The organism is Sphingomonas cynarae (assembly GCF_039537815.1).
Taxonomy (GTDB): domain Bacteria; phylum Pseudomonadota; class Alphaproteobacteria; order Sphingomonadales; family Sphingomonadaceae; genus Sphingomonas; species Sphingomonas cynarae.
Genome location: NZ_BAABBF010000004.1, coordinates 362,489 through 386,529, shown reverse-complemented (window position 1 = coordinate 386,529; position 24,041 = coordinate 362,489). Strand labels below are relative to the sequence as shown.

Below are 24,041 nucleotides of genomic sequence, written 5' to 3'. Positions count from 1 at the left end.
ACCATGCCGGATATCGTCGTGATCGGCGGCGGCGCGGCAGGCATTGCCGCCGCCCGCCACCTTCACGATGCCGACGCCGATGTGCTGCTGGTTGAGGCGTCTGACCGGCTCGGTGGGCGCGCTTACAGCCGGAGCTTGGCTCTACCCGGCGGTGGCAACGTGACCGTCGACTTTGGCTGTGGCTGGCTTCATTCCGCTCGTCGCAATCCCTGGACGACGGTTGCGGAGGTGCGTGGCTTCCCGATAGAGCGGGGATCGCCGAACTGGGATGTGCAATGGCGCAACCTCGGCTTTCCCCCGTCCGACCAACAGGCGTTCGCGACGGCGCGCCAACAGTGGGAGGCGGCCGCCCATACCGCGCTGGGCGGTCCCGATCGGCCGTTGTCAGACTTCATCGACACTGCTGATCCCGCCCGCCCTATGATCGAGGCCATCTCCGGTTTTGCCAACGGCGCAGCGTTGACGGAAGTCTCGCTACATGACTGGGTGGCCTATGAAGATGCAGCCGGTGATGACAATTGGGCTCTACCGGACGGTTATGGCACGCTGATCCGTGACCATGCCCACCCCTTGTCGGTGCGCCTCGGCACTCCGGTCACCCGCATCGATCACCACGGGGTCGTACTGCGGCTCGACACGCCAGTCGGGACGATCGAGGCTCATAGGGCGATCGTCTGCCTGCCCACGACCGTCATCGCCAATGGGGGGATCGTCTTCGATCCGCCACTGCCCGCCAAGCGGGATGCCGCCGCCGCGCTGCCGCTGGGTCTGGCGGACAAGGTGTTCCTGCATGTCGATACCCCGATATGGCCTGCCGACACGCACCTGATCGGCAATCCCCGCTCCGCCTGCACGGCCAGTCATCGGCTGTCACCGTTCGGTCGACCGATCATCGAAAGCTTTTTTGGTGGCCCTTGCGCGGAGCAGATGGAGGAGGGCGACGCCGCCGCCTTCGCGATTGATGAACTGGTCGCGCTATTGGGCAGTGACTGGCGGTCGCGCTTCACGCCGGTGGCCGTCACGCGCTGGCGCCGGGAAACATGGATCGGCGGCAGCTACAGCCATGCCCGTATCGGTTCAGCCGATCAACGGATGGCATTGGCCCAACCGGTTGACGACCGGTTGTTCTTTGCGGGTGAAGCCTGCTCGCCGCACGACTTCTCGACCGCCCATGGCGCCCATGCCACCGGCATCGCGGCGGCCGACCGGGTTCTGGCCCTTTCCCGCGACGACCGATAGGACCGCCAACATGATCTTCATGTTGCGTTGGCTGGCAAAGGCCGCCTTGATCTTCGTTGGGGTAACCATCCTTTGGGTCGGCCTCTATCGTTTCATGCCGCCACCCTTCACCTTCACGATGATGGGCGACGTGATCGCCGGGCGCGGCGTAACCAAGGATTGGACGCCATTGTCCCGGATCAATCCGGATATGGCGCGTGCGGCGATCGCCGGTGAGGATGCTCGCTTCTGTTCCCACAACGGCTTCGACTTCCGTGCCATCTCGGCGGCGGCGCTGCGCAACGCACAGGGACGCCGCATCCGCGGCGGCTCCACGATCAGCCAGCAGACTGCCAAGAACGCATTCCTTTTCCAGGGCGGCGGCTATCTCCGCAAGGGCGCAGAGGCCTATTTCACCGTCCTGATCGAAGCGCTCTGGGGCAAGCGCCGTATCATGGAGGTGTATCTCAATATCGCCGAGACCGGGATCGGCACATATGGCGTCGAAGCCGCCGCGATCCGCTACTTCCATCATGACGCCACGCACCTGTCGCCGACCGAGGCGGCACGGATCGCTGCAGTCTTGCCCCTGCCAAAAAAAAGGGCAGCAATCGATCCCCGCGGGTCGATCAGGCGTCATGGCAATACCATCAACCGTCATATCGGTGTGGTCCGACGTGCAGGACTGGACAAATGCGTGTCGTGATCGGGTAAGGTGAACCCGCTCACCGCGGCGGAGCGGCGTCCTGCACATTGGCACTGCTCGGCGCCACGCCCATCTCGGCCAGCGGTTCTCCGGTTTCCGGCAACATATCGTTGGAAGCGGCGATCTCCGCGACGAGATTGGCTTGGGCCGATCCACCGATCGCGCGCTCATGCGTCGCGCTGGCAATGATCGTGCTGGCCGTGGCGATCAGCACGACCACCGCAATCAGGCCGATCAGGCCGACCTTGATGCGCTGGAACGACTGCGACGGTTCGGGACGGCCTTTCATCATGTGGCCGCAAGGTAACACTGCCGCCAATATTTCTCAACCCGTCGTCTCAAACGACCGGCTCAACGAGTCCCTTTTCGCCTCGCCAGACAGGGTTGTGCAGAGTCGACAGGTAGCGGAAACCGGTATCGCACAGGATCGTCGCAATCCGCCGCCCCGGCCCCAAAGCACGTGCCAACCGTACCGCGCCCGCGACATTAATCCCCGACGATAGGCCAAGACACAGCCCCTCTTCATTAAGCAGGCGCCGTACCCATTCATAGCCCTCCTGATCGCCGACGCGGAACTGTGTGTCGATCGGCGCACCCTCCAGATTGGCGGTAATCCGCCCCTGCCCGATTCCTTCCGCGACCGACGATCCTTCGGACCGCAATTCACCGCATTCGTAATATTCGTAGAGCGCAGCACCATGAGGATCGGTCAAGGCGATCGTCACATTATCGTCCTTTGCTTTCAGGCCCAATCCGACGCCGGCGATTGTGCCGCCGGTGCCCGCCGCGCAGGTGAAGCCGTCGATCCGACCATCCATCTGCCTCCAGATTTCCTCTGCGGTGCCAACGATATGGGCACGACGATTGGCGATGTTGTCGAACTGGTTGGCCCAGATCGCCCCCGGTGTCTCCTCCGCGATCCGGCGCGAGGTGTGGACGAAATGACAGGGGCTGGAATAGGGGGCCGCCGATACCAGCACCAGTTCCGCGCCCAGCGCGCGCAGCGTATCCATCTTCTCGCGGCTCTGCGTCTCGGGCATCACGATGATCGTGCGATATCCCTTGGCATTGGCGACCAGCGCCAGCCCGATACCGGTGTTGCCTGCCGTCCCCTCCACGATCGTTCCGCCGGGGCGCAGCGTACCGCGTGCCTCTGCGTCCTCGACAATGAACAGCGCCGCGCGGTCCTTTACCGACGCACCGGGGTTGGCAAATTCACATTTACCAAAAATGTCGCAACCCGTCGCCTTGCTCGGCCCGTCGAGGCGGACGAGCGGGGTATGACCGATCAGGGCGAGTGTATCCGGGGCAGTATGCATGCCATAGGCCATAGGCCCCCGCCATCGCATGGCCAAGCGACCGCCCGTTTACCGCCCCCAAGTATCGCTAATGGCGCCGGGTTTGATGCCCTCATTGACCACCAATACCGGTCGGCACTCAGGAGGGTCGCACCACCGCACATTGCTTGACGCAATGCAGCATATCGGCAAAATCGATGGCGTCATGAAAATCTACCCTCTGTTCATCGCCGCCCCGCTCCTCGTGCTGGCCGCCTGCAACTCGCAGCCGCAGCAACCTGAAGTGGTTGATTCCAATCCCGACCCACTCGCCAACCAGATCGCCAACGCCGCACCGGTCGAGCTGCCGCCGTCGATCCGGGTGGAGAAGACGTTCCGTTGTGCAGACGGCTCGCTGGTCGGCGTGGTGTTCTTCAATGGCGACAAGCAGGTGAACGTCCGCGTGCCCAGCACGGCCACCACCCCCACGGTGCTGAAGGCGCCAGCGAAGGGCGAGCCATTCATGGCCGAAGGCGGCTGGACCCTGACCGGCGACGATACCAAGATCATGCTGACCCAGCCGGAAAACAAGGCGCTCAGCTGCCACGTCTGATTGCGATTCCTTTCGATCATTCAGAGGCCGGCGGCTTGTTCCGTCGGCCTTTTCTTTTGGGCCGCGTGTACCCACGCCTTGTCCGTTGCCGTCCGCAAGCCCACGTCGAGTCATGACGATGGATATCCTCGATCCCCAACTCGTGCTTGGTGCCTATTCGGTCGGCGTGTTTCCAATGGCGGATGCCCGCGATGCCGATGGCGTCTATTGGGTCGAGCCACGCCGCCGGGCAGTGTTGCCGCTGGACGGGTTCCATCTGTCGCGTACGTTGCGGCGAACGATCGCGGCAGACCGATTCCGGGTGACCATCGACACCGATTTTACCGCGATGCTAAGCCTGTGTGCCGAGAGTGCCAGCGGCCGGCCCGAGACCTGGATCAACGGCGGTATCGAGGACGTGTTCGTCCGGCTCCACCAACTCGGCTTTGCGCACTCGGTCGAATGCCGGGACGGCGATCGACTGGTGGGCGGGTTGTACGGGCTGGCGATCGGTCGGGCGTTTTTCGGGGAAAGTATGGTCAGCCGCGCTACCGATGCGTCTAAAGTCGCGCTGGCCTGGCTGGTCGCACGGTTGCGGGTCGGTGGCTTCACCTTACTCGACTGCCAGTTCCAGACGCCGCACCTTGCCTCGCTTGGCGCGGTGGAGATACCGCGCACCGCCTATATGGCGTTGCTGGAGGCGGCGCTTGAGGGAGGAGCAACGACCGGTTCGGCGGATGTGGCATCCGGGCGCGGGGCGGCCGATTTCGGCGCCCTCGACCGCGTGCCGGCGATCGATTCGGTATCCGCGCCCGTCGCAGGGAAAGACATCGTGCAGCTCTTGGCCCAAACATCGTAGATTGGATGCTGGACGACGTTCAGTGCCGGCCGCTCCTTGAACAGCCACCCCGAGAAACCACGCCGCCATGCCCGGTCGGGGCCGCGCACGTCCATCTGCACGAACGCGCCCGTCAACTGCTCGGCCTCCCACGGCGCGGTCCGGTCACAGGCGCGCAAGCGGACGACCACGTCACCGATCCGTGCCACGCCACCGGGGCGAAGACGCACTTCGCGGCTGGCACCGTTACGCTTGTTGAGTACACCGATCACGGCGACGCGTTCCGCCATCGGCGTCGTGCCGGCGATCGCCGGGCCGGCACCGCTGGTGTCGACCGTCTCTATGCCGGCCGGCGGCCCCTCCGGCACATCCTGTTCGACCCGGATCGGCGCGATCGCAGGATCGGGCGCGGTCAACGCGCGATAACCGAACCAGCCACCGATCGCGAGCGCCACGACCAGCACGGCCGCAGCAACCCAGCGGATCATCCCTCCGGCGTCCAGGCTTCGTAATCGCCGGTGGCGGCAGCGCGCTGCCCGCCCTTTTCCATCGCCCCGGCGGGACGATAGGCCAGCGGCGTGCCGGTCAGGTTGGCAATTGCCGGCTTCTGCCACGCGCGCTGCGGCGGCATGGATCGTTCGGGAACGTCGTCGACCTGACGATGGAGCCATGCGACCCATTCCGGCGGCACCCGGCTGGCATCGTTCGCGCCCTGATAGATCACCCAGCGGCGGGGATTGCCGGCGGTATCCTTGCGTCCTTCATAATAGACGTTGCCCAGCGCGTCCTCGCCTTTCCGGGCCATGCCGCGGAGGCCATAGACGCGGGTGCCGATGGTGGCGCCGTTCCACCAGGTGAAGATCGAGGTCAGGATACCCATGCCGTGCGCTTACCCCGACCGATCGCCGTCATCAACAGCCGATCGGGAGCAAAAGTCATGATCCGGTCGTCGACCAGCTGACCCGGTCGCCCTCACCGATCCCCAGTTCGCTCGCCCTGCCGCCGCGAAGTTCCAGAACAGCCGATACCGGCTCGCCTGATGGGAGCGGTGCTTCCGAGAAGGGCACGGTGTTTTCGGCGATACGGGCGATCGTGCCGTCGGCTCGGATGAACAGGATATCGAGCGATGTCGGCGTGTTCTTCATCCAGAAGCTCGTTTCGCGCGGTTCGCCACCATCGGGCGGATAGGGCGCGAACAGCATCGCCGAATCTGCAACGAGATTGGTGCGGAACATCAGTCCACGTGCCTGCTCCGCCTCTGTCTGCGCCAGTTCCGCCCGAAAGCCGTGACTACCCCCCGCCCCGTCGATCCGGACCGGCACGATCCGTATGCCATCTTCCTCCGACTGACGGCTATCGCAGCCGGCCAGCGCCAGCCAGGCGATCGCAGCGGCCGCCTTCTTCATGATAAGGGCTCCACCATGACGGCAAGCGCGCCCTTGTCGCTATCAACGATACGGGCGCGCACCGGCTGTTGGGGTTCGACCGTAATCAGACCGCCGCGGCGCAGGGTTTCCATATGGACGAACACATCGGCTCCATCGCGATCGCGGATCAGGAAGCCGTATCCCTTTAGCCGATTGAACCATTTCACGCTGGCGGATTCGAATGCGCCCGCACTGTCGATCATGGTGAGCGGATCGATCCGATCCTCGCGGGGGCGGGGCGGCGGCACGTCCGCCACCGCCTGTGACAGATCGATCGTCATGATCTGCCGGGCTTGCAGACCCCGACCGCGCTCGACTACCAGCGCTTCGACCCGGGCGCCTTCGGGCAGGCTGCGGCGGCCATGCTCTTCCAGCACGCTGAAATGCACCAGCACATCGCCCATTGCGGGATCGTCCGCTACGACAAAGCCGAAACCCCGTGTCACGTCGAACCATTTCACCACGCCGACGACCGGCACGCCCGACCCGACCGCATCGTCTGTATCGCGTGCCGGCTGCAACCCTTGCTCCATCGGCCACCCCTGACGGCGCCCTGCTAGCATGGTTCGTCGTCCCCGCAAGGACCTATGGCCGAAGCGGTATCTAAATCGATTGTCTGACCAGGATCGGCAAAGGCGATTAAGCGTGCCAATGCAAAGGAATGGCCTGCCCTGACCATGGCACCGATATGTTTTTCCCGTTGCGCCTTCTCGACCGGCGCGGGTGCGAACGGGCCTATCCGCCGACGACGGGCGAAGCCCAGCGCGCTGTCGATGCGATCGCGAGCCACCGCAGGCTGCACCGCCGCAACATCTTCGACTCCGACACGTGCCTGTCGCAACGCCATCGTCACCCGCCCCGCGCCCAGCCCACGCCGGGTCAGCGCCGCCGCCCTGGCGGTCGCATAGGCGCGGTCGTCGACATAGCCGAGCCCCGCCATCTTTTCTGCGAGATCCTCCGCTACGGTCCGTACGTCGCCCTCTCCCGCCCAACCCCGCTCGCGTGCCTTGCGCACCAGATAGTCGGCCAGCTTGCCCCGCGTGGTGGCGAACCGCTCGACATAGCGTAGCGCCAGACGCTCCATCGCGGACGGATCGAGCGGGGGTACAGGACGCCTGGTTGATCGATCCGCCGTCATTCGCCTTGATTGTGCCACACTGGATAAGGAAGGAATAACCGGCGCAGGTGCGCCGCTCGAAGGACCAAGGCACGATGACGACCGAGATGCAATGCCAGGCCGCGCCGATCGCGACGCCGACCGCGGATACGCTTCCCCGCCGTTTCGCCGATTTCGGAACGCTGGGCGAGGCATTGGATTATGCCGCCGCCGGCGTCCGTGGCCTGAATTTCCATGATCCGCGTGGCGCATTGGCACGGCCCTATGCCTTTGCGGAACTGCGCGAAGATGCATTGCTCGCCGCGCGCCGGCTGATCGCCGCAGGCGTGAAGCCGCAGGACCGGATCGCCTTGGTCGCCGAAACCTCGGCCGAGTTCGCGGCCTTGTTCTTCGGGGTGGTCTATGCGGGTGCATGGCCGGTGCCGTTGCCGCTGCCGACGTCGTTCGGCGGGCGCGACTCGTATATTGACCAGCTTCGCGTTCAGCTCGCCAGCTGCGACCCATCGATGCTGATCTATCCACCCGAGCTGATCACGCTGGCCGGTGAGGCCGCCGCCGTGGCTGGCGTGACCGGGGTCGACTGGACAAGCTTCGCTGCTCGCCCCGCGCCCGAGGTGACGCTGCCGCAGGCCGAGCCTGACCAGATCGCATACCTGCAATATTCGAGCGGCTCGACCCGCTTCCCTCACGGTGTCGCGATTACGCATCGGGCACTGCTCAACAACTTGGCCGCGCACAGCCACGGCATGGCGGTATGCGACACCGATCGCTGCGTATCATGGTTGCCCTGGTATCACGACATGGGACTGGTCGGCTGCTTCCTGTCACCGGTGGCCAATCAGGTATCGACAGATTACCTCAAGACGGAGGATTTCGCCCGCCGTCCGCTTGCATGGCTCGACCTCATCAGCCGGAACGAGGGCACGACCCTCTCCTATTCGCCGACCTTCGGTTACGACATCTGCGCGCGTCGCATCTCCTCGCAGACCAAGGCGTCTGACCGGTTCGACCTGTCACGCTGGCGGGTCGCGGGTAACGGCGCGGACATGATCCGCCCCGACGTGATGCAGGCATTCGTTGACGCCTTCGCCGATGCTGGTTTCCAGGCCGGCGCTTTCCTCCCGTCCTACGGTCTGGCGGAAGCGACGCTGGCGGTATCGATCATGCCGCCGGGTGAGGGCATCCGCGTCGAGCTGGTCGAGGAGACCGAACTGTCGGGCGCCCATGCCAATGACGACAGGCCACAGCGGTTCCGCGCCATCGTCAACTGCGGCAAGCCGGTGCGCGACATGCAAGTCGCGATCCGTCAGGAAAATGGCGCACCGCTGCCGGAACGGGCGATCGGCAAGGTCTGGTGCCGGGGGCCATCGGTGATGGTTGGCTATTTCCGTGATCCGGCTGCAACCGAGGCGTGCATGACCGACGACTGGCTGGATACCGGCGACATGGGCTATATGTCGGACGGCTATCTGTACATCGTCGGCCGCGCCAAGGACATGATCATCGTCAACGGCCGCAACCACTGGCCGCAGGACATCGAATGGGCAGTGGAGCAACTGCCCGGCTTCAAGTCCGGCGACATTGCCGCCTTCGCGATCACCACGCCGGGCGGTGAGGAGACGCCGGCGGTGCTGGTTCAGTGCCGCAGTTCCGATACCGCCGAACGCAGCCGACTGCGCGACACGATCCGGGAAAGGGTACGCTCGGTCACGGGCATGAACTGCGTGATCGAACTGATTCCGCCGCGTACGTTGCCGCGTACCTCGTCGGGCAAACTGTCACGAGCCAAGGCGCGCAATCTGTATCTGGCTGGCGAGATAAAGCCCTACGATATCGCCGCCTGACGCCGACATCGGTACGGGCATCACAGGCTGCCTATTCGCCGGTGCAGCAAAGCTTGCTGGGAAATTGCGCCGTCATGCTCCAAGTTGCGGTGGCATGACACGTGTTTCCTTTAGCGCCCAGGTGTTCCTGGGCATGGCCGCCGGCCTGCTGCTCGGTTTCTGGGCCCGCACCCTGGGTGAAACCAGTGCGTTGGCCGAGGCATTGCGCATCGTTGGCGAAATCTTCGTCCAGCTGTTGCGGGCGCTGGTGGTGCCGCTGGTCTTCACCGCGATCGTTGCCTCGATTGCTGCCCTGCGCGATCTGGGTAATGCCGCCCGCCTGGTGGCAGGCACGCTGATCTGGTTCGCGATCACCGCATTGATCGCGGTTAGCATCGGACTGGCGCTGGGCCTGCTGATAGAGCCGGGCGTACGTGCCGGGGTGGATGCTGCGACGGCGATCCGTCCTACTTCGACCGGGTCATGGCTCGATTTTCTGCGCGGACTGGTGCCGTCCAACATGCTTGGCTTGAGCGCATCGACCAGGCTGACCGATGCCGGGGCGTCCACTTCGATCTCGTTCAACATTCTTCAGATCATCGTCGTCGCCATCGCATTGGGAATCGCCGCCGTACGAGTGGGCGAGCCGGGATCGGCCTTCCTGTCGTTCAATGCCTCCGCCCTCGCCATCTTCCGCCGGGTGCTGCGCTGGGTGGTACGGCTGACCCCCATCGGCACGGCCGGATTGTTGGGCCATGCCGTCGTGCAATATGGCTGGCAGTCGCTGTCGGCACTGGGTGCCTTTGCCGGTGCCGTGTATATTGGACTAGGACTGGTGCTGCTGGTCGTCTATCCGGCCCTGCTGCGGATGAACGGCCTGTCCGTCCGGCGTTTCTTCGCCGCCGCATGGCCTGCGATTCAGCTCGGTTTCGTGTCGCGTTCGTCGATCGCCACCTTACCTGTCACCGAAGCGGCGGTAGAGCGGATCGGCGTTCCGAAAAGCTATGCCGCCTTCGCCGTGCCGTTCGCCGCGACGACCAAGATGGACGGATGTGCCGCCGTCTACCCCGCTGTGGCGGCGCTGTTCGTCGCGCAATATTATGGCATCGCGCTCCACGCCTCCGATTATCTGCTGATCGTCCTCGTATCGGTGGTCGGGTCGGCGGCGACCGCAGGGTTGACCGGAGCGCTGGTCATGCTGACGCTGACGCTGTCGACACTGGGCTTGCCTTTGGAAGGAGCGGGCCTGCTGCTAGCCATCGACCCGATCATCGACATGGGGCGCACCGCGGTCAACGTTGCCGGGCAGGCGCTGGTGCCGACGATCGTCGCCCGCCGGCAGGGGCTGATCGTGGACATCGCGGCAACTGATCCGGCGGCGGTTCCCGCGGCGGCATGACCCCGGTCGCCCGGCTGCGTGCCGCCACAGCGCCATTGCACGATATGGTTGACGCGGCGTTCGGCCATCACGATCTCGCAAAGGCGGAGGACTATTCCCGCTTCCTGATCGCCCATGCGCTGGCGCTGCCCGCCGCCGAACGTCAGTTCGCCACGATAGATGGCTTGCCGCCATGGCGGATCCGTACGCCGCTATTGTCGGCAGACCTGCAAGACCTGGGTCACGCCCTGCCCATCCCCCTCGCGTTCGCCCTGCCCGATAGGGCGGGTGCGGCATGGGGGGCATTGTATGTAACAGAAGGATCACGTCTTGGCGGGATCATGCTGGCACGATCGGTCGATGTCGGTCTGCCCACCCGCTATCTCGGCGCGAAGCACGAGAGTGGTGAGTGGCGGAGCTTGCTCGCGGCGATCGATGCCGAGGGCGAGCGGCAGGGCGAAGCGTGGACTGACAGCGCCATCACCGGCGCGGAGGCATGCTTCACCCTGTACCGACATGCCGCCACCCGGATCGCCGCCAGCTGAAACAGCCCCTGCCTCAGCCCTCCTGAATCGGTGCGGTCAGGATAGCGCGCAGACCGGGCTGGTTATCGTCCTGCTCGATCTCGCCGTTCAGCCGGGCGACCATCGCCGCCATCATCCGGCTGCCGAAGCCTGCCTTGTCGCCAACCTTGCCCCGCCCTTCGTCCGCGACGATCAGGCGCAGGCGGTTGCGATGTTGTTCCAGCACGATGGCGATCGGGCCGGGCAAGCCATCATAGGCATATTTCGTTGCGTTGATCACCAGCTCGGTCATCACCAATCCGACATTCACCGCCCGGTCGGACGGGATCAGTACCGGCGCCAGATCGAGCCTCATGCGCGACGCCCATTCCTCGCCCAGTGACAGCTTCATGTCACCGGCCAGTTCCTCCAAATATCGGGCCAGATCGATGGTTTCGACCCGATCATCACGGTACAGGCGACGATGGACCTGCGCGACGGCGGACAACCGTGCCTGTGCCTCGCGCAGGTGATCGGACACCTCACCCGGCCCGGCCGCGCGCGCCTGCATCGCTAGGAAAGCGGATACTAGCTGCAGACTGTTCTGGATGCGGTGATCGACCTCCTTCATCAGCAGGTCTTTCTGCTGCAGCAATGCCTCGCGTTCGTTCGCGGTACGGGTCAGCTGGGCGTTCAGGTCACGCAGCTGGCGGACCTGATAGGCATCGTGAAACGCACGGCGCAGGCGATGCGCGGCCTCCACCTCTTCCAACGTCCAGCGGCGCGACAGGCCGCGCACCGCCTCCGTCCAAGTTTCGAACGACGCGCGTGGCGTCAATTGCTCGCCCGGCGTCAGACTGACCGACTTGTGAGGGTTGCCCGCCCACTCGATCTCCTCGATCTGCTCCATGCGGAACCATAACAGGGTGCCGCCCTCTTCCCCCAGCATCATCGCAAGCAGACCGCTGGCATTGGCGGCATGCGCCCCCGCCTCTGGCATCGCCGTGGCCAGTTCGTGTGTCGCGAACGGATCGCCGCCGCCACGCGCACTAACCCATGAGCCGATCTCGCGGATCGTCTCCTCAGGCGGACAGGTACCGTCGACCACCACCGTCCGGCCATGGACCAGCGCAAAGCCATCGGCCCCCAGCATCGTGCGCAACTCGCGTTTCACCCGCGCCACCGAATGGGGCAGGCCAGTCGCGCCCGCCAGCTTGGGGACAACATCGTCCTCCGCCGCGCGCAGCCTTAGCCGCTCGCGATAGGTTTCCGCTTCTTCCTTGGCGCGGACCTGCCGGGCGAGGCCCGATGCCAGCATCGCCGCCGCCGCCCGAACATCTGCCGACAACGCGTGCGGGGTGCGATGATGGCAGGCGATCAGCCCCCATAACAGCCCGTCCTTGACGATCGAGATCGACGCGGAGGCCGCTACCCCCATGTTCTTCAGGTAACGGACGTGGATGGGCGAGACGCTGCGTATTGCTACATCGGACAGATCAACCTGCGCGAACGCCGCCGGCCTGATCGGCTGCGGGTCATAAGTGACATTGGGGATCGACCGGGTGCGGTTGCGGATATAGAGGGCCCGCGCCTGACGCGGGATATCCGATGCAGGAAAATGATGATGCATGAACGTGGGCAGCGCGGGATCGCTATCCTCCGCCACGACGCGCCCGGCATCGTCGTCCAGAAAACGATAGACCATGACCCGGTCGAACCCGGTCAGCGTTCTGAAGGCGACTGCCGCGCGATCGCACAAGGTACGCAGATCGCTAGCGCGCTCGAAGCTCGTGGCAAAGGCATCGAGCCGGCTCAGCGTCGCGCCAGCGCTCATCGGCGCCGCGGCACCGGGCTCCAGCTCCACGAGCAGTTGGTCCCCCGCCCGGTGTACGGCGACATCAAATCGTTCGTCATGCACGGTGACCAGCGTGCCAATCACGCCCCCCCCTGAACCGGAGGGGGTAGCCGCGATCAGTGCCGCGATATCCTGATGTACCAGTGTCGATAGCGGCGCGCCCAGCCACTCCGGCGACAATCGCGTCTCTAAGTCACCCGCTCCCGCCACCACAGTCAGCGAACCGGCATCCACGATCAGCAACAGCCCATGCGGCTGAATCGATCCGGGTATATGGATGGGTTCCCGATCACAGTCGGCCAGATCGACGCCGGGATCGGTCGATATACTATGCGACGCCATGTCTTACGCTTACCTCTTTATGGGAAGCGGCATGAACGTTTCGTTCGGGCATTGCAAATCCGACACCTTCGATCACTTCGCCTGGATCAATTCGCGAATCCTCGTGGCCAAGGCCTCCATCGCGAACGGCTTGGTCATCACATGCATCCCGGCATCCAGATGCCCGTTTCCGACCACCGCATTCTCTGCATAGCCGGTGATGAACAGCGTCTTCAAACCCGGCCGGACCAGCCGGGCGGCATCCGCCATCTGCCGGCCGTTCATTCCCCCGGGTAAGCCGACATCGGTCACCAGCAGATCGATCGGGATCGCCGACTGGAGAATCTTCAGCCCGGCAGCGCCGTCCGCCGCCTCAATGGGCAGATAGCCCAGTTCCTCCAGCACCTCGACCACCAGCATCCGGACAGTCGGCTCGTCATCGACGACCAGCACGGTTTCGCCTTCAATAGTTCGGGGCGCATCGGCCAGATCGGGGATCGCTTCCACGCCGTCGGCCTTGCCATGGTGTCGGGGCAGATAGAGACAGGCCATCGTCCCCTCCCCCGGCTCCGAATAGATTCGCACCTGCCCGCCCGACTGGCGCGAGAAACCATAGATCATCGACAGGCCAAGCCCGGTGCCGACCCCCAGCGGCTTGGTGGTGAAGAACGGATCGAACGCCTTGGCAATCACCTCCGGCGTCATACCCGTTCCCGTATCGGATACGCATAGCGACACATATTGACCCGGCTCGAGATCACGATCGCGTGCCGCGCGCGCATCGAGCCACCGATTGGCGCTTTCGACCGTCAGACGACCGCCGTCGGGCATCGCGTCACGGGCGTTGATGCACAGGTTGAGCAGCGCATTCTCAAGCTGGTTGGGATCGACGAGGGTCGACCACAGTCCCCCCGCTGCTACGGTTTCCAGTTCGATCCCCGGCCCGATCGTGCGACGGATCAAATCCTCCATGCCGACGATCAGCCGGTTCATGTCGGTCGGTTTGGGATCCAGCGTCTGCCGCCGCGAAAAGGCGAGCAGCCGATGCGTCAGCGACGCCGCACGTTTCGCTGCTCCCTGCGCGGCAAGCGAGTAACGTTCGACATCGGCAAGCCGGCCTTGCGCGATGCGGATGCCCAGTAGCTCCAGACTGCCGATGATCCCGGTCAGCAGATTGTTGAAGTCGTGCGCAATGCCGCCGGTCAGCTGGCCGACCGCCTCCATCTTCTGACTCTGACGCAACGCCTCTTCCGCCACCATCAGTTCGCGGGTGCGTGCCGCTACCTGCTCTTCCAGCGTGTCGGCGAAGCGGCGCTGATCGTCGATATCGGTATTGGTGCCGACCCACCGTACGATCATTTCGCCGGTCCGCACCGGTTCCGCCCGTACCAGAAACCAACGATAGGCACCGTCCGCGCGACGGATGCGGAATTCGACTCCGTAGACCTCACCAGTCGCGACGGCATGCGCCCACCGCCGTCCGGCTTCGGCAACATCATCCGGATGGACGATGTCGGTCCATGTCGTCAGCCCGACCAGCCCGGCATGATCGAGACCGCTATAGGCATAGACCTGATCGTTGAACCAGTAGAGGTGGCCATCGGCATGGGCCGCCCAGATCTGGTTGGGTACGGCCTGGGCGAAGACGTGGAACTGTTCCTCGCTCTGCCGGCGTGCCTCATCGGCCCGGACACGCTCGGTCGCTGCGCGAACGCGGGATGCGAACTCACGGATCAGCGCCAGTTCGTCGTCGTCATACGGCCGCGGTTCGGCATTATTGACGAAGACGAGCGCAACGATGCGCCCCTGTTCGAGCAGCGGCATATTAACGAACGAGGCGGCAGCGATGCCCCGCAATGCATCGGCGGTGTCGCGGGTACGTGGATCGCGCGCGACATCGGCGATCTGCACCGTCCGGCCTGCCTTCAGGTCTTCGATGTAACTGCCATATTCCCGGAAGTGCAGCACACCGGCAATGCTGGTCGCGCCCGGCGCATTCCAGTCGCGATCGATCGTGATCGTTTCCGCCTCGGTATCGATGACGCCATATCCGGCACGGCTGACGCCCAACGCCCGGCCGAGCACTTCAGACGCCACGTAGCTGATCTCGCCGATATCGGTCAGGTCGCGTAGCCGATCCCCGAGTTCGAGCAGCGTCGACTGTCGCATCGCCGCCCGCTTCTGGTCGGTGATGTCGAAACTGACGCCGGGAAAGCGCAGGGGGCGCCCACGGCTATCGAGCCGGCAACGCCCCTGTGCCGCAACCCAGCGGATGGAGCCGTCATCTTGAATCAGCCGATATTCGGCGACGAACTCTCCCCCCGAACTGACTGCCTGCTCGATCCGTGCTTCGGCTGGAAGCCGATCGTCCGGATGTATCCTGCCAAAGAATGCGGCAATCGGTGCGCCGTGTGCAGCCTGATCCGGATCGACGCCATAGAGACGGGCGAACCGTTCATCCGCGCGAACCAGATCAGTGGCTACGTTCCAATCCCAGGTGCCGATGCCGTGCCCGGCGGACAGAGCCTGCTGCAACCGCTCTTCGCTTTCACGGGCGGCATGCTCGGAGCGACGCTGGTCGGATACATCGGCGAACAGAATACCGATCCTGCGTTCATCGGGGTCGCCGACACGTAATGCCTGTACCTCGAACCAGCGGCCCATCGCCTCCGATCCGTTTTCGAAGCGGGCCGGTTCTCCGGTTAGCGCGACGCGGCCATAAGTATCATACCAATGCTGCTCCAGCCCCGGCACCAGTTCCCGTGCGGTCCTGCCGACGGGATCGACCAGTCCCGTCTGCCGTTCGAACATCCGGTTCACCGCGACAAACCGGTAATCCACCGCCAGATCGCCGTCGAAGATCATCTCGACGATACAGAATCCAGCATCGACCATGTCGAATATCTGGCGATAGGTATCCGGCGACACGGGGCCGCCGGACGAAAGGGAATGGGTCATTGATCCGCCAATGGTCAGTTACGTCGTCTGGCCAGCCGCTGCCGCCGGGTCACGGTGGTTAGCGAGACGCGAGCGGGGGTGGTTCAGTTCCCTTTCTGACAGGCGACGATCGCCGCAATCACGCCCAGCGTGTCCTGCGGGTCACGCACGCGTACGGTATCCAACCCTAGTTGCTTGGCAGGATAATCGTTGCCGCCGGGAAAGATCGCATCGCCGATGAACATCATCGCCTCCAGCGGAATGCCGCTGGCGTCGCGCAGTTTCTTGAGACCATAGGCCTTGTCGACACCCTCGCGGGTGATGTCGATCGAGGTGGCGCCACCCATGTTGATCGACAGACCGGGCAACCGCTGTTTCAGTTCGGCCTGGATGATCTTGCGCTTCTCGAACTTGGGGTCCCAATGTTCCTTGGCGTCGATCGGCGCCTGCTGGCCGAGGGCGGAGAAGGTGATCTGGCTCCCGCGATCCTCGATCCGTTCGCCCCAGGTCTGTTCGGGCACAAAACCGGTCGTCTCCAGCGCGGCGTCGAATTCGCGCAGAATTTTGGCCTTGGTCTCGTCATCGAACAGTTCGGCATACACCGTCGTCCAATTATCGTTCTGCCACGTATAAAGCTTGGTACCGGTGGTCGGCATCAGCCATAGCTTCGACCGGTCGGCGCGCGCCGGCAGACGGCTGGCCACCTGCTTGTCGAACTGCGGCCAGTCCCCACCGGAAATCACCGCCACATTGGCTACGCCCAGCAAGTCGGCCAGCGCCTCCGCCATCGGATCACCCAGCGGCTGCTTGCTTTCGGCCAGTGTTCCGTCGAGGTCGAATGCGACGAGCTGCTTCATGCGTGGTCCCTTTTGATGATGAGGTGGTCGATAGCCCACGCGACGCCATCGTCGTGGTTCGGCCGGGAAACGTGATGTGCCCGGGCTTTGACGCCATCCGGCGCATTGCCCATCGCGATCGCCAGTCCGGCACGGTCCAGCATGGGGAGATCATTGGCCTGATCCCCGATCGCGGCGGTTTCGTCGAGCGGCACCCCGAACGACCCGGCCAGAGCCGCAATGCCCGCCCCCTTGTTCGCTTCCGGCGCGGTGACGTCGAGATAATAGGTCTGGCTTTGCGCGATCGTGGCGCTGTCACCCCAGACACCCGCCACCTGCGCGGACAATTCGGCCAATAGCGGCTGATCGTCACTGACGAAGGTGATCTTGTCTGCCCGGTCGAGCAGGGCACCGAAGTCGCCGGTGACGATCGGCTCCTGCGCGGAGGCCCTTCGCTCCGAGCCGACATGGGTGCCCTGACTGGTCGAGGCGTACCAGCGGTCGTCGGCGAACACCCACCGGTCCACCGGCGCATCGCCGACTGCCGCCCAGATACCGCGTGCGACTGCGGGATCGATTCGATGATGCGCCAATATCTCGCCCGATCGCCGGAAAACGATGCCACCGTTGAACGCACCGACCGGCTCGTCGAGGCCCAGTTGCTCGATCAGCGGCAACAGCCCCGATCTCGGGCGGGCGGAGATGATCGTGAAGCCGATCCCGGCCTCATGCAGGCGTGCAACTGCTTCGATCGTTCCCTTGGTCAACTGCTTCTCGCGATCGACCAGCGTTCCGTCGACATCGGACACCAGCAGGCGCGGGCGCTTGCCCGATGGGCTCATTGCGGGATTTCCACATGGCCGCCAAAGCCATAGCGCATCGCCGACAGCACCTTGTCGCCGAACGTATGATCGATCCGGCTGCGATACCGCGCGAACAGCGACGCGGTGAGGACATTGGCCGGCACCTTCTGCTCCATTGCGGCGTCGATCGTCCACTGCCCCTCGCCCGAGTCCGCGACGCTGCCGGAGAACTGTTCCAGCATCCCGTCCTTCGCCAGCGCGATAGCGGTCAGGTCGAGCAGCCAGGACGAGATCACGCTACCACGCCGCCATACCTCGGCGATGTCGGTCAGGTTCAGGTCGAACCGTTCCTCCTCGGGCAGCTTGTCGGTGTTCTTGGACTTCAGGATGTCGAATCCTTCGGCATAGGCCTGCATCAGGCCGTATTCGATGCCGTTGTGGATCATCTTGACGAAGTGGCCTGATCCTGCGGGGCCGGCATGGATATAGCCCTTTTCGGCGCGGGGATCGGCGTTCTCAGGGTTGCGGCCGGGGGTACGGACGATTTCGCCGGTGCCGGGCGCCAGCGTGTCGAAAATCGGATCGAGCAGGTCGACCGTTTCCTTGTCACCACCGATCATCATGCAATAGCCGCGTTCCTTGCCCCACACCCCACCGGAGGTGCCGACATCGACATAGTGAAGGTCTTTCTCCGCCAGCATCTTCGCACGGCGGATATCGTCCTTGTAGAAACTGTTGCCGCCATCGATCACGATGTCGCCGGGCTTCGCATCGGTACCGATCGTCGCAATCGTGCTTTCGGTGATATCGCCGGCGGGCAGCATCACCCACCAGATCGCCGGGGTGTCGAGCTTGTCCCGCATGTCGTCAAGCGAGCTGGCGGGGATCGCGCCATCATTGGCCAGCGCCGCGACCGCTTCCTCGTTGCGGTCGTAGGCGACGATCTCATGGCCACCGGCCATCAGCCGGCGGGCCATGTTACCGCCCATTCGGCCGAGGCCGATCATGCCAATCTTCATCATGTTCACCTATATCGAGGATCGGGCAACCGGGGCTCAGGCGGCCGCCGGCTGCTTCTTCGCGATTGCGCCCAGCAGGTCGTCGAAGGCACTTGTAAAGGATGCAACCCCTTCAAGCACAAGGGAATCCGTCACACCGGGCAGGTCCAGGCCAAGCCGGTCCGCTTCCGCCAGCACGTGCCGGGCGGCATCGACATCGGCGGTCAGCGTCGTCGCGACCGTGCCGTGGTCGCGGAAGGCGTCCATCGTCTTGGGCGGCATGGTGTTGACGGTATCGGGACCGATCAGCGTGTCGATGTAGAGCGTGTCGGGATAGGCCGGGTCCTTGACCCCGGTCGACGCCCAGAGCAGCCGCTGCGGCTGCGCGCCCTTCGCAGCCAGCGCCTGCCAGCGATCGGATGCGATGAAATCCTGATACCAGGCATAAGCCTGCTTGGCGTTGGCGATCGCCACCTTGCCGCGCACCGCCTTCAGTGCCTCCGCCTCGGCATCGCCGTCCTTCAGCCGGGCGTCGATCTGCTTGTCGATCGTCGTGTCGATCCGGCTAACGAAGAAGCTGGCGACCGATGCGATACGATCGATCGGCTGCCCCTGACGAACGCGCTCCTCCAGTCCCGCCGCATGGGCCTCGGCGACCCGGATATAGGCGTCGAGCGAGAACAGCAGCGTCACGTTGACGTTGATCCCGGTCGCAATCGTCGCCGAGATCGCCGGAGCGCCGGCGAGCGTGCCGGGAATTTTGATCATCAGGTTCGGACGGTCGACCGCCGCCCACAGTTTCTGCGCCTCCGCGATGGTCGCGTCGGTGTCGTCGGCGATATAGGGCGACACCTCCAGGCTGACATAGCCATCCTTCGCGTCCAGCCGCTCATAGACCGGTGCCAGCGTTTCGGCCGCGGCCTTGATGTCTTCGATCGCCAGATGTTCGTAGCGGTCGATCGTCGCGGCGCCGGGGTTTTCCTTGTCGAACGCCGCGAGCGTGTCGTCATAGGCGTCGCCATGCCCCATCGCCTTTTCGAAGATCGAGGGGTTGGACGTGACGCCGGTCAGCCCGTCCTCCTCGACCAGCTTCTTCAGCCCGCCGGCTTCGAGAAACTTGCGGTCGACGAAATCGAGCCAGACGGCGGTGCCGGCGGCGGAGAGATCGGAAAGCTTGCTCATCGCGGTCATTCCTTGTCGGTGGAGGCGGCTTCGGCGATCAGCGAGCGCGCCTTGTCGACGATGTTGTCGACGGTGAAGCCGAACTTGTCCTGCAGCTTCGCGAGTGGCGCAGACGCGCCGAAGGTAGACATGGTGATCGTGTCGCCATGGCTGCCGACATAGCGGTCCCAGCCCATCGATCCGGCCATCTCGACCGCCAGCCGCGCCTTGGCGGCGGGCGGCAGGACCGAATCCCTGTACGCCTTGTCCTGCAATTCGAAGCGATACCAGCTGGGCAGCGAGACGACGCGCGCCCTGGTGCCCTCCGCCGTCAGCTTTTCATAGGCATCGACCACCAGCGACAATTCGCTGCCCGTGGCGATCAACACGACCTCCGGCTCGCCATCGCAGTCGGCCAGCACATAGCCGCCCTTCCGCACGCCTTCGGCACTGGCATATTTGTCGCGATCGAGCGTCGGCAACGCCTGACGGGAGAAGATCAGCGCCGCCGGACGGCTCGCATCCTCCAGCACGGCGCGATAGGCCCAGGCGACCTCGTTCGCGTCGCCCGGCCGGATCACGTCGAGACCGGGGATCGCGCGCAGCGACGCCAGATGCTCGATCGGCTGGTGGGTCGGGCCGTCCTCACCGACGCCGATCGAATCGTGGGTGAACACCCAGATCGCGCCGACTTCCATGATCGCCGACAGGCGGATGGGTGCGCGCATATAGTCGGCGAAGACGAGGAAGGTGGAGCCGTAGGCACGCAGGTGCGACAGCGCCATGCCGTTCACCACCCCGCCCATGCCATGTTCCCGGACGCCGAAATGAAAGTTGCGGCCGGCATAGTTATCCGGTTCGAACGACGCCTCGTCCTTGATGTCGGTCTTGGTGGACGGCGCGAGATCGGCGGAGCCACCGATCAGCCACGGCACGCGCTTTGCCAGCGCATTCAGCACCTTGCCGCCCGAATCGCGACTGGCCAGACCCTTGGCGTCAGCGGGGAATACCGGCACGTCAGCATCCCAGCCGGCCGGCAGCTCGTCCTTCAGCATCGCATCGAGCTCGGCACCCAGTTCGGGATTGGCCTGGAGATAGCGGTCGACCATCGCGACCCATTCGTCACGCAGCGGCTTGCTGCGGTCGCCGATCTCCTTGCGGAACGCCTCGGCAACGCCATCCGGCACGTAGAAGCTCTTGTCTTCTGGCCAGCCATAGGCGCGCTTGGTCAGGCGGACATTCTCTTCGCCCAAAGGCTCGCCATGTGCCTTTTCGCTGCCCGCCTTCGGGCTGCCCCAGCCGATCACCGAGTGGACGACGATGAAGGTCGGCCGGTCGGTCGTCTTGCGGAACGTCTCGATCGCGGCGGCGATCGCGGCGGTGTCGTTCGCGTCGTCGACATGGATGACGTTCCAGCCATAGGCCTTGAAGCGCAGGCCGACATCCTCGTCGAACGCCAGATCGGTACCGCCCTCGATCGAGATATGGTTGCTGTCGTAGATCCAGCAGAGGTTGGACAGTTTCAGGTGACCGGCGATGCTCGCCGCTTCGGACGCGACGCCCTCCATCATGTCGCCATCGCCGCACAGTGCGTAGACGTCGTGATCGAACACGGGGAAACCATCGCGATTATAGCGTGCCGCCAGCGACCGCTCGGCGATCGCCATGCCGACCGAATTGCTGCACCCGGCGCCCAGTGGGCCCGTCGTGGTCTCCACACCGGTGGTGTGGCGGTATTCGGGGTGGCCGGGGGTTTTGGAGGACAATTGCCGGAACTGCTCCAGATCGGCGAGGCTCAGCGCCTCCTTGCCGGTCTTGTTGCCATCGGCGTCGATTTCCTCGATTCCGGCAAGGTGGATGAGGCTGTAGAGCAGCATCGACGCATGGCCGACCGACAGGACGAAGCGGTCGCGATTGGGCCAGTCGGCATGGGCCGGATCGTAGCGCAGGAATTTCGACCACAAGGTGTATCCGACCGGCGCCAGCGCCATCGGGGTGCCGGGATGGCCCGAATTGGCCTTCTGAACCGCATCCATCGACAGGGTGCGGATGGTGTCGATCGCCAGCCGTTCGGGACTGCCGTCCTCGTGCAGGGCAGTGGCGACGGACGTGGCAGTCTCGGTATCGGACATGAACATGAGCCTCTATTGGTCGATGGTCGAACGCCTGTACCGGCGGTCGGTTGCGCGGTGACGACGCCCCTAGCGCTTCGTCAGGCGACGTTCCAGTCGCGTAACGGTTCCCCCGGCGGCGATATAGGCCGCGTCGATCTCGGTCAGGAACAGGCCATGACCGAGCACGCCGGGGATGCTTGCGATCGTCGCGGCCAGCGCCGGCCACTCCCGCGTGACCGCCTGTCGGCAATCGAACACCATGCCGCCATTGTCGGTCCGATAATGGCCCCCGTCCCGCGGTACGACCGATGCGAACAAGGCCGTCAGCTCCTGCGAAACGAAGGCTGCGCCAAAGGGCAGCACCTCCACCGGGATTGCCGCCGCGCCGATCACCGCCACCCGTTTGGACCCGTCGGCGATCACGATCATGCGATCGCTGGCCGCCGCGACTATCTTCTCGCGCACCATTGCACCGCCAGCCCCCTTGATCGCCCGGCAGGTGTCGTCGACTTCATCGGCGCCGTCGATCGTCAGGTCGACGCGCACGACATCGGCGAAATCCCGCACTACGATTCCAAGCGAGCGCGCCAGCGCTGCGCTGGCTGCCGACGTGGCGACCGTTTCGATCCGCAGGCCCGCCGCGGCGATGGCATGGATAGCATGGGCGGCGGTGGAACCAGTGCCCAGCCCCACCAGCATCCCGTCGCGTACTTCCCGCACCGCGGCCCCGGCCGCCATTCGCTTGTCGTCATCCGGATCGGTCATCGGAGGGGGAACGAGCCAGAACGCGATCCGTGCCAGCACCCTGCCCTGTGCCCTGTCATCCGGTCGGGGGTTGCAACCTTACGCGAACCCGCGCATTTTGCGAAGGTTACGGGCGAAGGTCCGTCGAGCGAACGGACAATACCATCTTGATTTTGAAGGACGTGCGGCCAGGCGCCGCGATGATCGCGATCGGGCTGGCATTGTCGGTCACGGCATGCGGGGGCGGCGAGTCCGCCGAAAAGGGCAAGGGCAAGGGCGGTGGCCAGCCGGGCCAGGGCACACCGCAGGTCGGCTTCGTCGCAGTCCAGCCGACCGAGGCGGCACTCGTCACCGAACTGGCGGGGCGTGTCACCGCCTTCGAAAGCTCGGACGTGCGACCGCAGGTCACCGGCCTGATCCGCCGCCGTTTCTTCACCGAAGGAACGTTCGTCCGTCAGGGGCAACCGCTCTACGAGATCGATCCCCGCCTGTACCGTGCTGCCGCCAATGAAGCGCGTGCAAACGTGGCGAGCGCCGAGGCCAATCGCGAGGCGACCCGTGTCCTTGCCGATCGCTACCGGCCGCTCGCCGAGATCGAGGCGATCTCCAAACAGGACTACACCAATGCGGTCGCGCAGGCCCGCCAGGCTGCCGCCGCCGTGGCACAGAGCCGCGCCGCGCTCGACACCGCGCAGATCAATCTGCGCTTCACCACCGTGCCCGCGCCGATTTCCGGGCGGATCGGCCGCTCGCTGTTCACGGTCGGCGCGCTGGTATCGGCGACGCAGGCCGACCCCCTCGCCCAAATCCAGCGGCTCGACCCGATCTTCATCGACATCCAGCAGAGCGCGGATGCGCTTTTGTCCCTGCGTCGCAGCCTGTCCGGGCAGGGCGTGGTGCCGACCACGGCACAGGTCCGCCTGAAGCTGCCCGACGGCAGCGATTACGGACAGACCGGCACGATCGAGTTTTCCGAAGCGCTGGTCGACCCGACCACCGGCACCACGACGCTGCGCGCCCGCTTCGCCAACCCGCAGAACGTGCTGCTGCCGGGCATGTTCGTCCGTGCCCGTTTCGCGCAGGCGATCAACCGCCGCGCCTTCCTCGTCCCCCAGCAGGGCGTCAGCCGCGATCCGCAGGGCAGCGCGACCGTCATCCTCGTCGGCCCCGGCAACAAGGCGGTGCAGAAGAAGGTGACGGCCGAACGGACGCAGGGCGCCTATTGGGTCGTGACCGAGGGGCTGAACCCCGGCGACCGGGTGATCGTGCAGGGTCTGGGCAAGCTGCGCCCCGGCCAGTCGATCAAGCCCGTACCCGCCGCGACGCCGCAACGCGTCGAGGCCCCGAAGCAGGACGGCGACCAGACCCAGAACCCGCAAAAGGCCGGCTGACC

At 64.8% G+C, this 24,041-nt stretch carries 22 protein-coding genes and 1 pseudogene; 8 read left to right on the top strand and 15 right to left on the bottom strand.

Annotated elements, in window-relative coordinates:
• Positions 1–3: 3 nt before the first annotated feature.
• Entirely contained in the window at positions 4–1,239 is a 1,236-nt protein-coding gene (locus ABD719_RS11020) for a flavin monoamine oxidase family protein (protein WP_344693413.1), read from the top strand.
• A gap of 10 nt (positions 1,240–1,249) precedes the next feature.
• Positions 1,250–1,924 carry a monofunctional biosynthetic peptidoglycan transglycosylase gene (mtgA, locus tag ABD719_RS11015; RefSeq protein ID WP_344693412.1) on the top strand — a complete coding sequence of 225 codons (675 nt, stop codon included), beginning with the start codon at positions 1,250–1,252 and terminating at the stop codon, positions 1,922–1,924.
• Positions 1,925–1,943: 19 nt separating this feature from the next.
• Here mtgA and ABD719_RS11010 read toward each other — a convergent pair whose 3' ends face one another.
• Together ABD719_RS11010 and ABD719_RS11005 are read right to left on the bottom strand one after the other, a co-directional pair.
• Positions 1,944–2,216 (bottom strand): hypothetical protein, encoded by a 273-nt coding sequence (locus ABD719_RS11010; protein ID WP_344693411.1) that lies wholly within the window; start codon positions 2,214–2,216, stop codon positions 1,944–1,946.
• Between the two features lie 46 nt (positions 2,217–2,262).
• Positions 2,263–3,243 carry a cysteine synthase A gene (locus ABD719_RS11005; RefSeq protein ID WP_344693410.1) on the bottom strand — a complete coding sequence of 327 codons (981 nt, stop codon included), beginning with the start codon at positions 3,241–3,243 and terminating at the stop codon, positions 2,263–2,265.
• A 154-nt stretch (positions 3,244–3,397) separates the two neighbouring features.
• On the opposite strand from ABD719_RS11005, the gene ABD719_RS11000 reads away from it, so the two are divergent.
• Both ABD719_RS11000 and aat read left to right on the top strand, forming a co-directional pair.
• Positions 3,398–3,814, top strand: a complete 417-nt coding sequence (locus ABD719_RS11000; RefSeq protein WP_344693409.1) for a hypothetical protein — start codon at positions 3,398–3,400, stop codon at positions 3,812–3,814.
• A 118-nt stretch (positions 3,815–3,932) separates the two neighbouring features.
• Complete coding sequence (gene aat / locus ABD719_RS10995) at positions 3,933–4,652, top strand: leucyl/phenylalanyl-tRNA--protein transferase (protein WP_344693461.1); 720 nt, start codon at positions 3,933–3,935, stop codon at positions 4,650–4,652.
• Between the two features lie 35 nt (positions 4,653–4,687).
• Here the strand turns inward: aat and ABD719_RS10990 are convergent.
• The 5 genes and pseudogenes from ABD719_RS10990 to ABD719_RS10970 all read right to left on the bottom strand — a co-directional run.
• Positions 4,688–4,921 (bottom strand): annotated as a pseudogene (locus ABD719_RS10990) (DUF2155 domain-containing protein); the annotation flags it as partial.
• Positions 4,922–5,115: 194 nt separating this feature from the next.
• The gene (locus ABD719_RS10985; RefSeq protein ID WP_344693408.1) at positions 5,116–5,511 is read right to left on the bottom strand and encodes an NADH:ubiquinone oxidoreductase subunit NDUFA12; all 396 of its coding nucleotides are present in this window, start codon (positions 5,509–5,511) and stop codon (positions 5,116–5,118) included.
• Between the two features lie 55 nt (positions 5,512–5,566).
• Positions 5,567–6,037, bottom strand: a complete 471-nt coding sequence (locus ABD719_RS10980) for a DUF192 domain-containing protein (protein ID WP_344693407.1) — start codon at positions 6,035–6,037, stop codon at positions 5,567–5,569.
• Entirely contained in the window at positions 6,034–6,591 is a 558-nt protein-coding gene (locus tag ABD719_RS10975; protein WP_344693406.1) for a cold-shock protein, read from the bottom strand. The genes ABD719_RS10980 and ABD719_RS10975 overlap by 4 nt, the downstream gene beginning before the upstream one ends.
• Before the next feature lie 23 nt (positions 6,592–6,614).
• Complete coding sequence (locus tag ABD719_RS10970) at positions 6,615–7,142, bottom strand: RecX family transcriptional regulator (RefSeq protein WP_344693405.1); 528 nt, start codon at positions 7,140–7,142, stop codon at positions 6,615–6,617.
• A 128-nt stretch (positions 7,143–7,270) separates the two neighbouring features.
• On the opposite strand from ABD719_RS10970, the gene ABD719_RS10965 reads away from it, so the two are divergent.
• The 3 genes from ABD719_RS10965 (at position 7,271) to ABD719_RS10955 (ending at position 10,921) form a co-directional block, all read left to right on the top strand.
• Entirely contained in the window at positions 7,271–9,019 is a 1,749-nt protein-coding gene (locus ABD719_RS10965) for a fatty acyl-AMP ligase (protein WP_344693404.1), read from the top strand.
• Positions 9,020–9,113: 94 nt separating this feature from the next.
• On the top strand, positions 9,114–10,397 hold the full coding sequence (locus ABD719_RS10960; RefSeq protein ID WP_344693403.1) for a dicarboxylate/amino acid:cation symporter: 1,284 nt from the start codon (positions 9,114–9,116) through the stop codon (positions 10,395–10,397).
• Positions 10,394–10,921 (top strand): biliverdin-producing heme oxygenase, encoded by a 528-nt coding sequence (locus ABD719_RS10955; RefSeq protein ID WP_344693402.1) that lies wholly within the window; start codon positions 10,394–10,396, stop codon positions 10,919–10,921. Before ABD719_RS10960 ends, ABD719_RS10955 begins: the two co-directional genes overlap by 4 nt.
• 13 nt (positions 10,922–10,934) lie before the next feature.
• On the opposite strand, the gene ABD719_RS10950 is transcribed toward ABD719_RS10955, so the two are convergent.
• The 8 genes from ABD719_RS10950 to rpiA form a co-directional block, all read right to left on the bottom strand.
• Positions 10,935–13,076 carry a histidine kinase dimerization/phosphoacceptor domain -containing protein gene (locus ABD719_RS10950; RefSeq protein ID WP_344693401.1) on the bottom strand — a complete coding sequence of 714 codons (2,142 nt, stop codon included), beginning with the start codon at positions 13,074–13,076 and terminating at the stop codon, positions 10,935–10,937.
• A 72-nt stretch (positions 13,077–13,148) separates the two neighbouring features.
• Complete coding sequence (locus tag ABD719_RS10945) at positions 13,149–16,013, bottom strand: PAS domain-containing protein (RefSeq protein ID WP_344693400.1); 2,865 nt, start codon at positions 16,011–16,013, stop codon at positions 13,149–13,151.
• 83 nt (positions 16,014–16,096) lie between these two features.
• Positions 16,097–16,849 carry an HAD-IIB family hydrolase gene (locus ABD719_RS10940; RefSeq protein ID WP_344693399.1) on the bottom strand — a complete coding sequence of 251 codons (753 nt, stop codon included), beginning with the start codon at positions 16,847–16,849 and terminating at the stop codon, positions 16,097–16,099.
• Positions 16,846–17,670 (bottom strand): Cof-type HAD-IIB family hydrolase, encoded by an 825-nt coding sequence (locus tag ABD719_RS10935; RefSeq protein ID WP_344693398.1) that lies wholly within the window; start codon positions 17,668–17,670, stop codon positions 16,846–16,848. Before ABD719_RS10935 ends, ABD719_RS10940 begins: the two co-directional genes overlap by 4 nt.
• Positions 17,667–18,650 (bottom strand): phosphogluconate dehydrogenase (NAD(+)-dependent, decarboxylating), encoded by a 984-nt coding sequence (gene gnd / locus ABD719_RS10930; RefSeq protein ID WP_344693460.1) that lies wholly within the window; start codon positions 18,648–18,650, stop codon positions 17,667–17,669. Before gnd ends, ABD719_RS10935 begins: the two co-directional genes overlap by 4 nt.
• Before the next feature lie 36 nt (positions 18,651–18,686).
• The gene (gene tal / locus ABD719_RS10925) at positions 18,687–19,811 is read right to left on the bottom strand and encodes a transaldolase (protein WP_344693397.1); all 1,125 of its coding nucleotides are present in this window, start codon (positions 19,809–19,811) and stop codon (positions 18,687–18,689) included.
• 5 nt (positions 19,812–19,816) lie between these two features.
• On the bottom strand, positions 19,817–21,922 hold the full coding sequence (tkt, locus tag ABD719_RS10920; RefSeq protein ID WP_344693396.1) for a transketolase: 2,106 nt from the start codon (positions 21,920–21,922) through the stop codon (positions 19,817–19,819).
• Positions 21,923–21,991: 69 nt separating this feature from the next.
• Positions 21,992–22,669 (bottom strand): ribose-5-phosphate isomerase RpiA, encoded by a 678-nt coding sequence (gene rpiA / locus ABD719_RS10915; protein WP_344693459.1) that lies wholly within the window; start codon positions 22,667–22,669, stop codon positions 21,992–21,994.
• Between the two features lie 179 nt (positions 22,670–22,848).
• On the opposite strand from rpiA, the gene ABD719_RS10910 reads away from it, so the two are divergent.
• Positions 22,849–24,039 (top strand): efflux RND transporter periplasmic adaptor subunit, encoded by a 1,191-nt coding sequence (locus tag ABD719_RS10910; protein ID WP_344693395.1) that lies wholly within the window; start codon positions 22,849–22,851, stop codon positions 24,037–24,039.
• Positions 24,040–24,041: the final 2 nt, after the last annotated feature.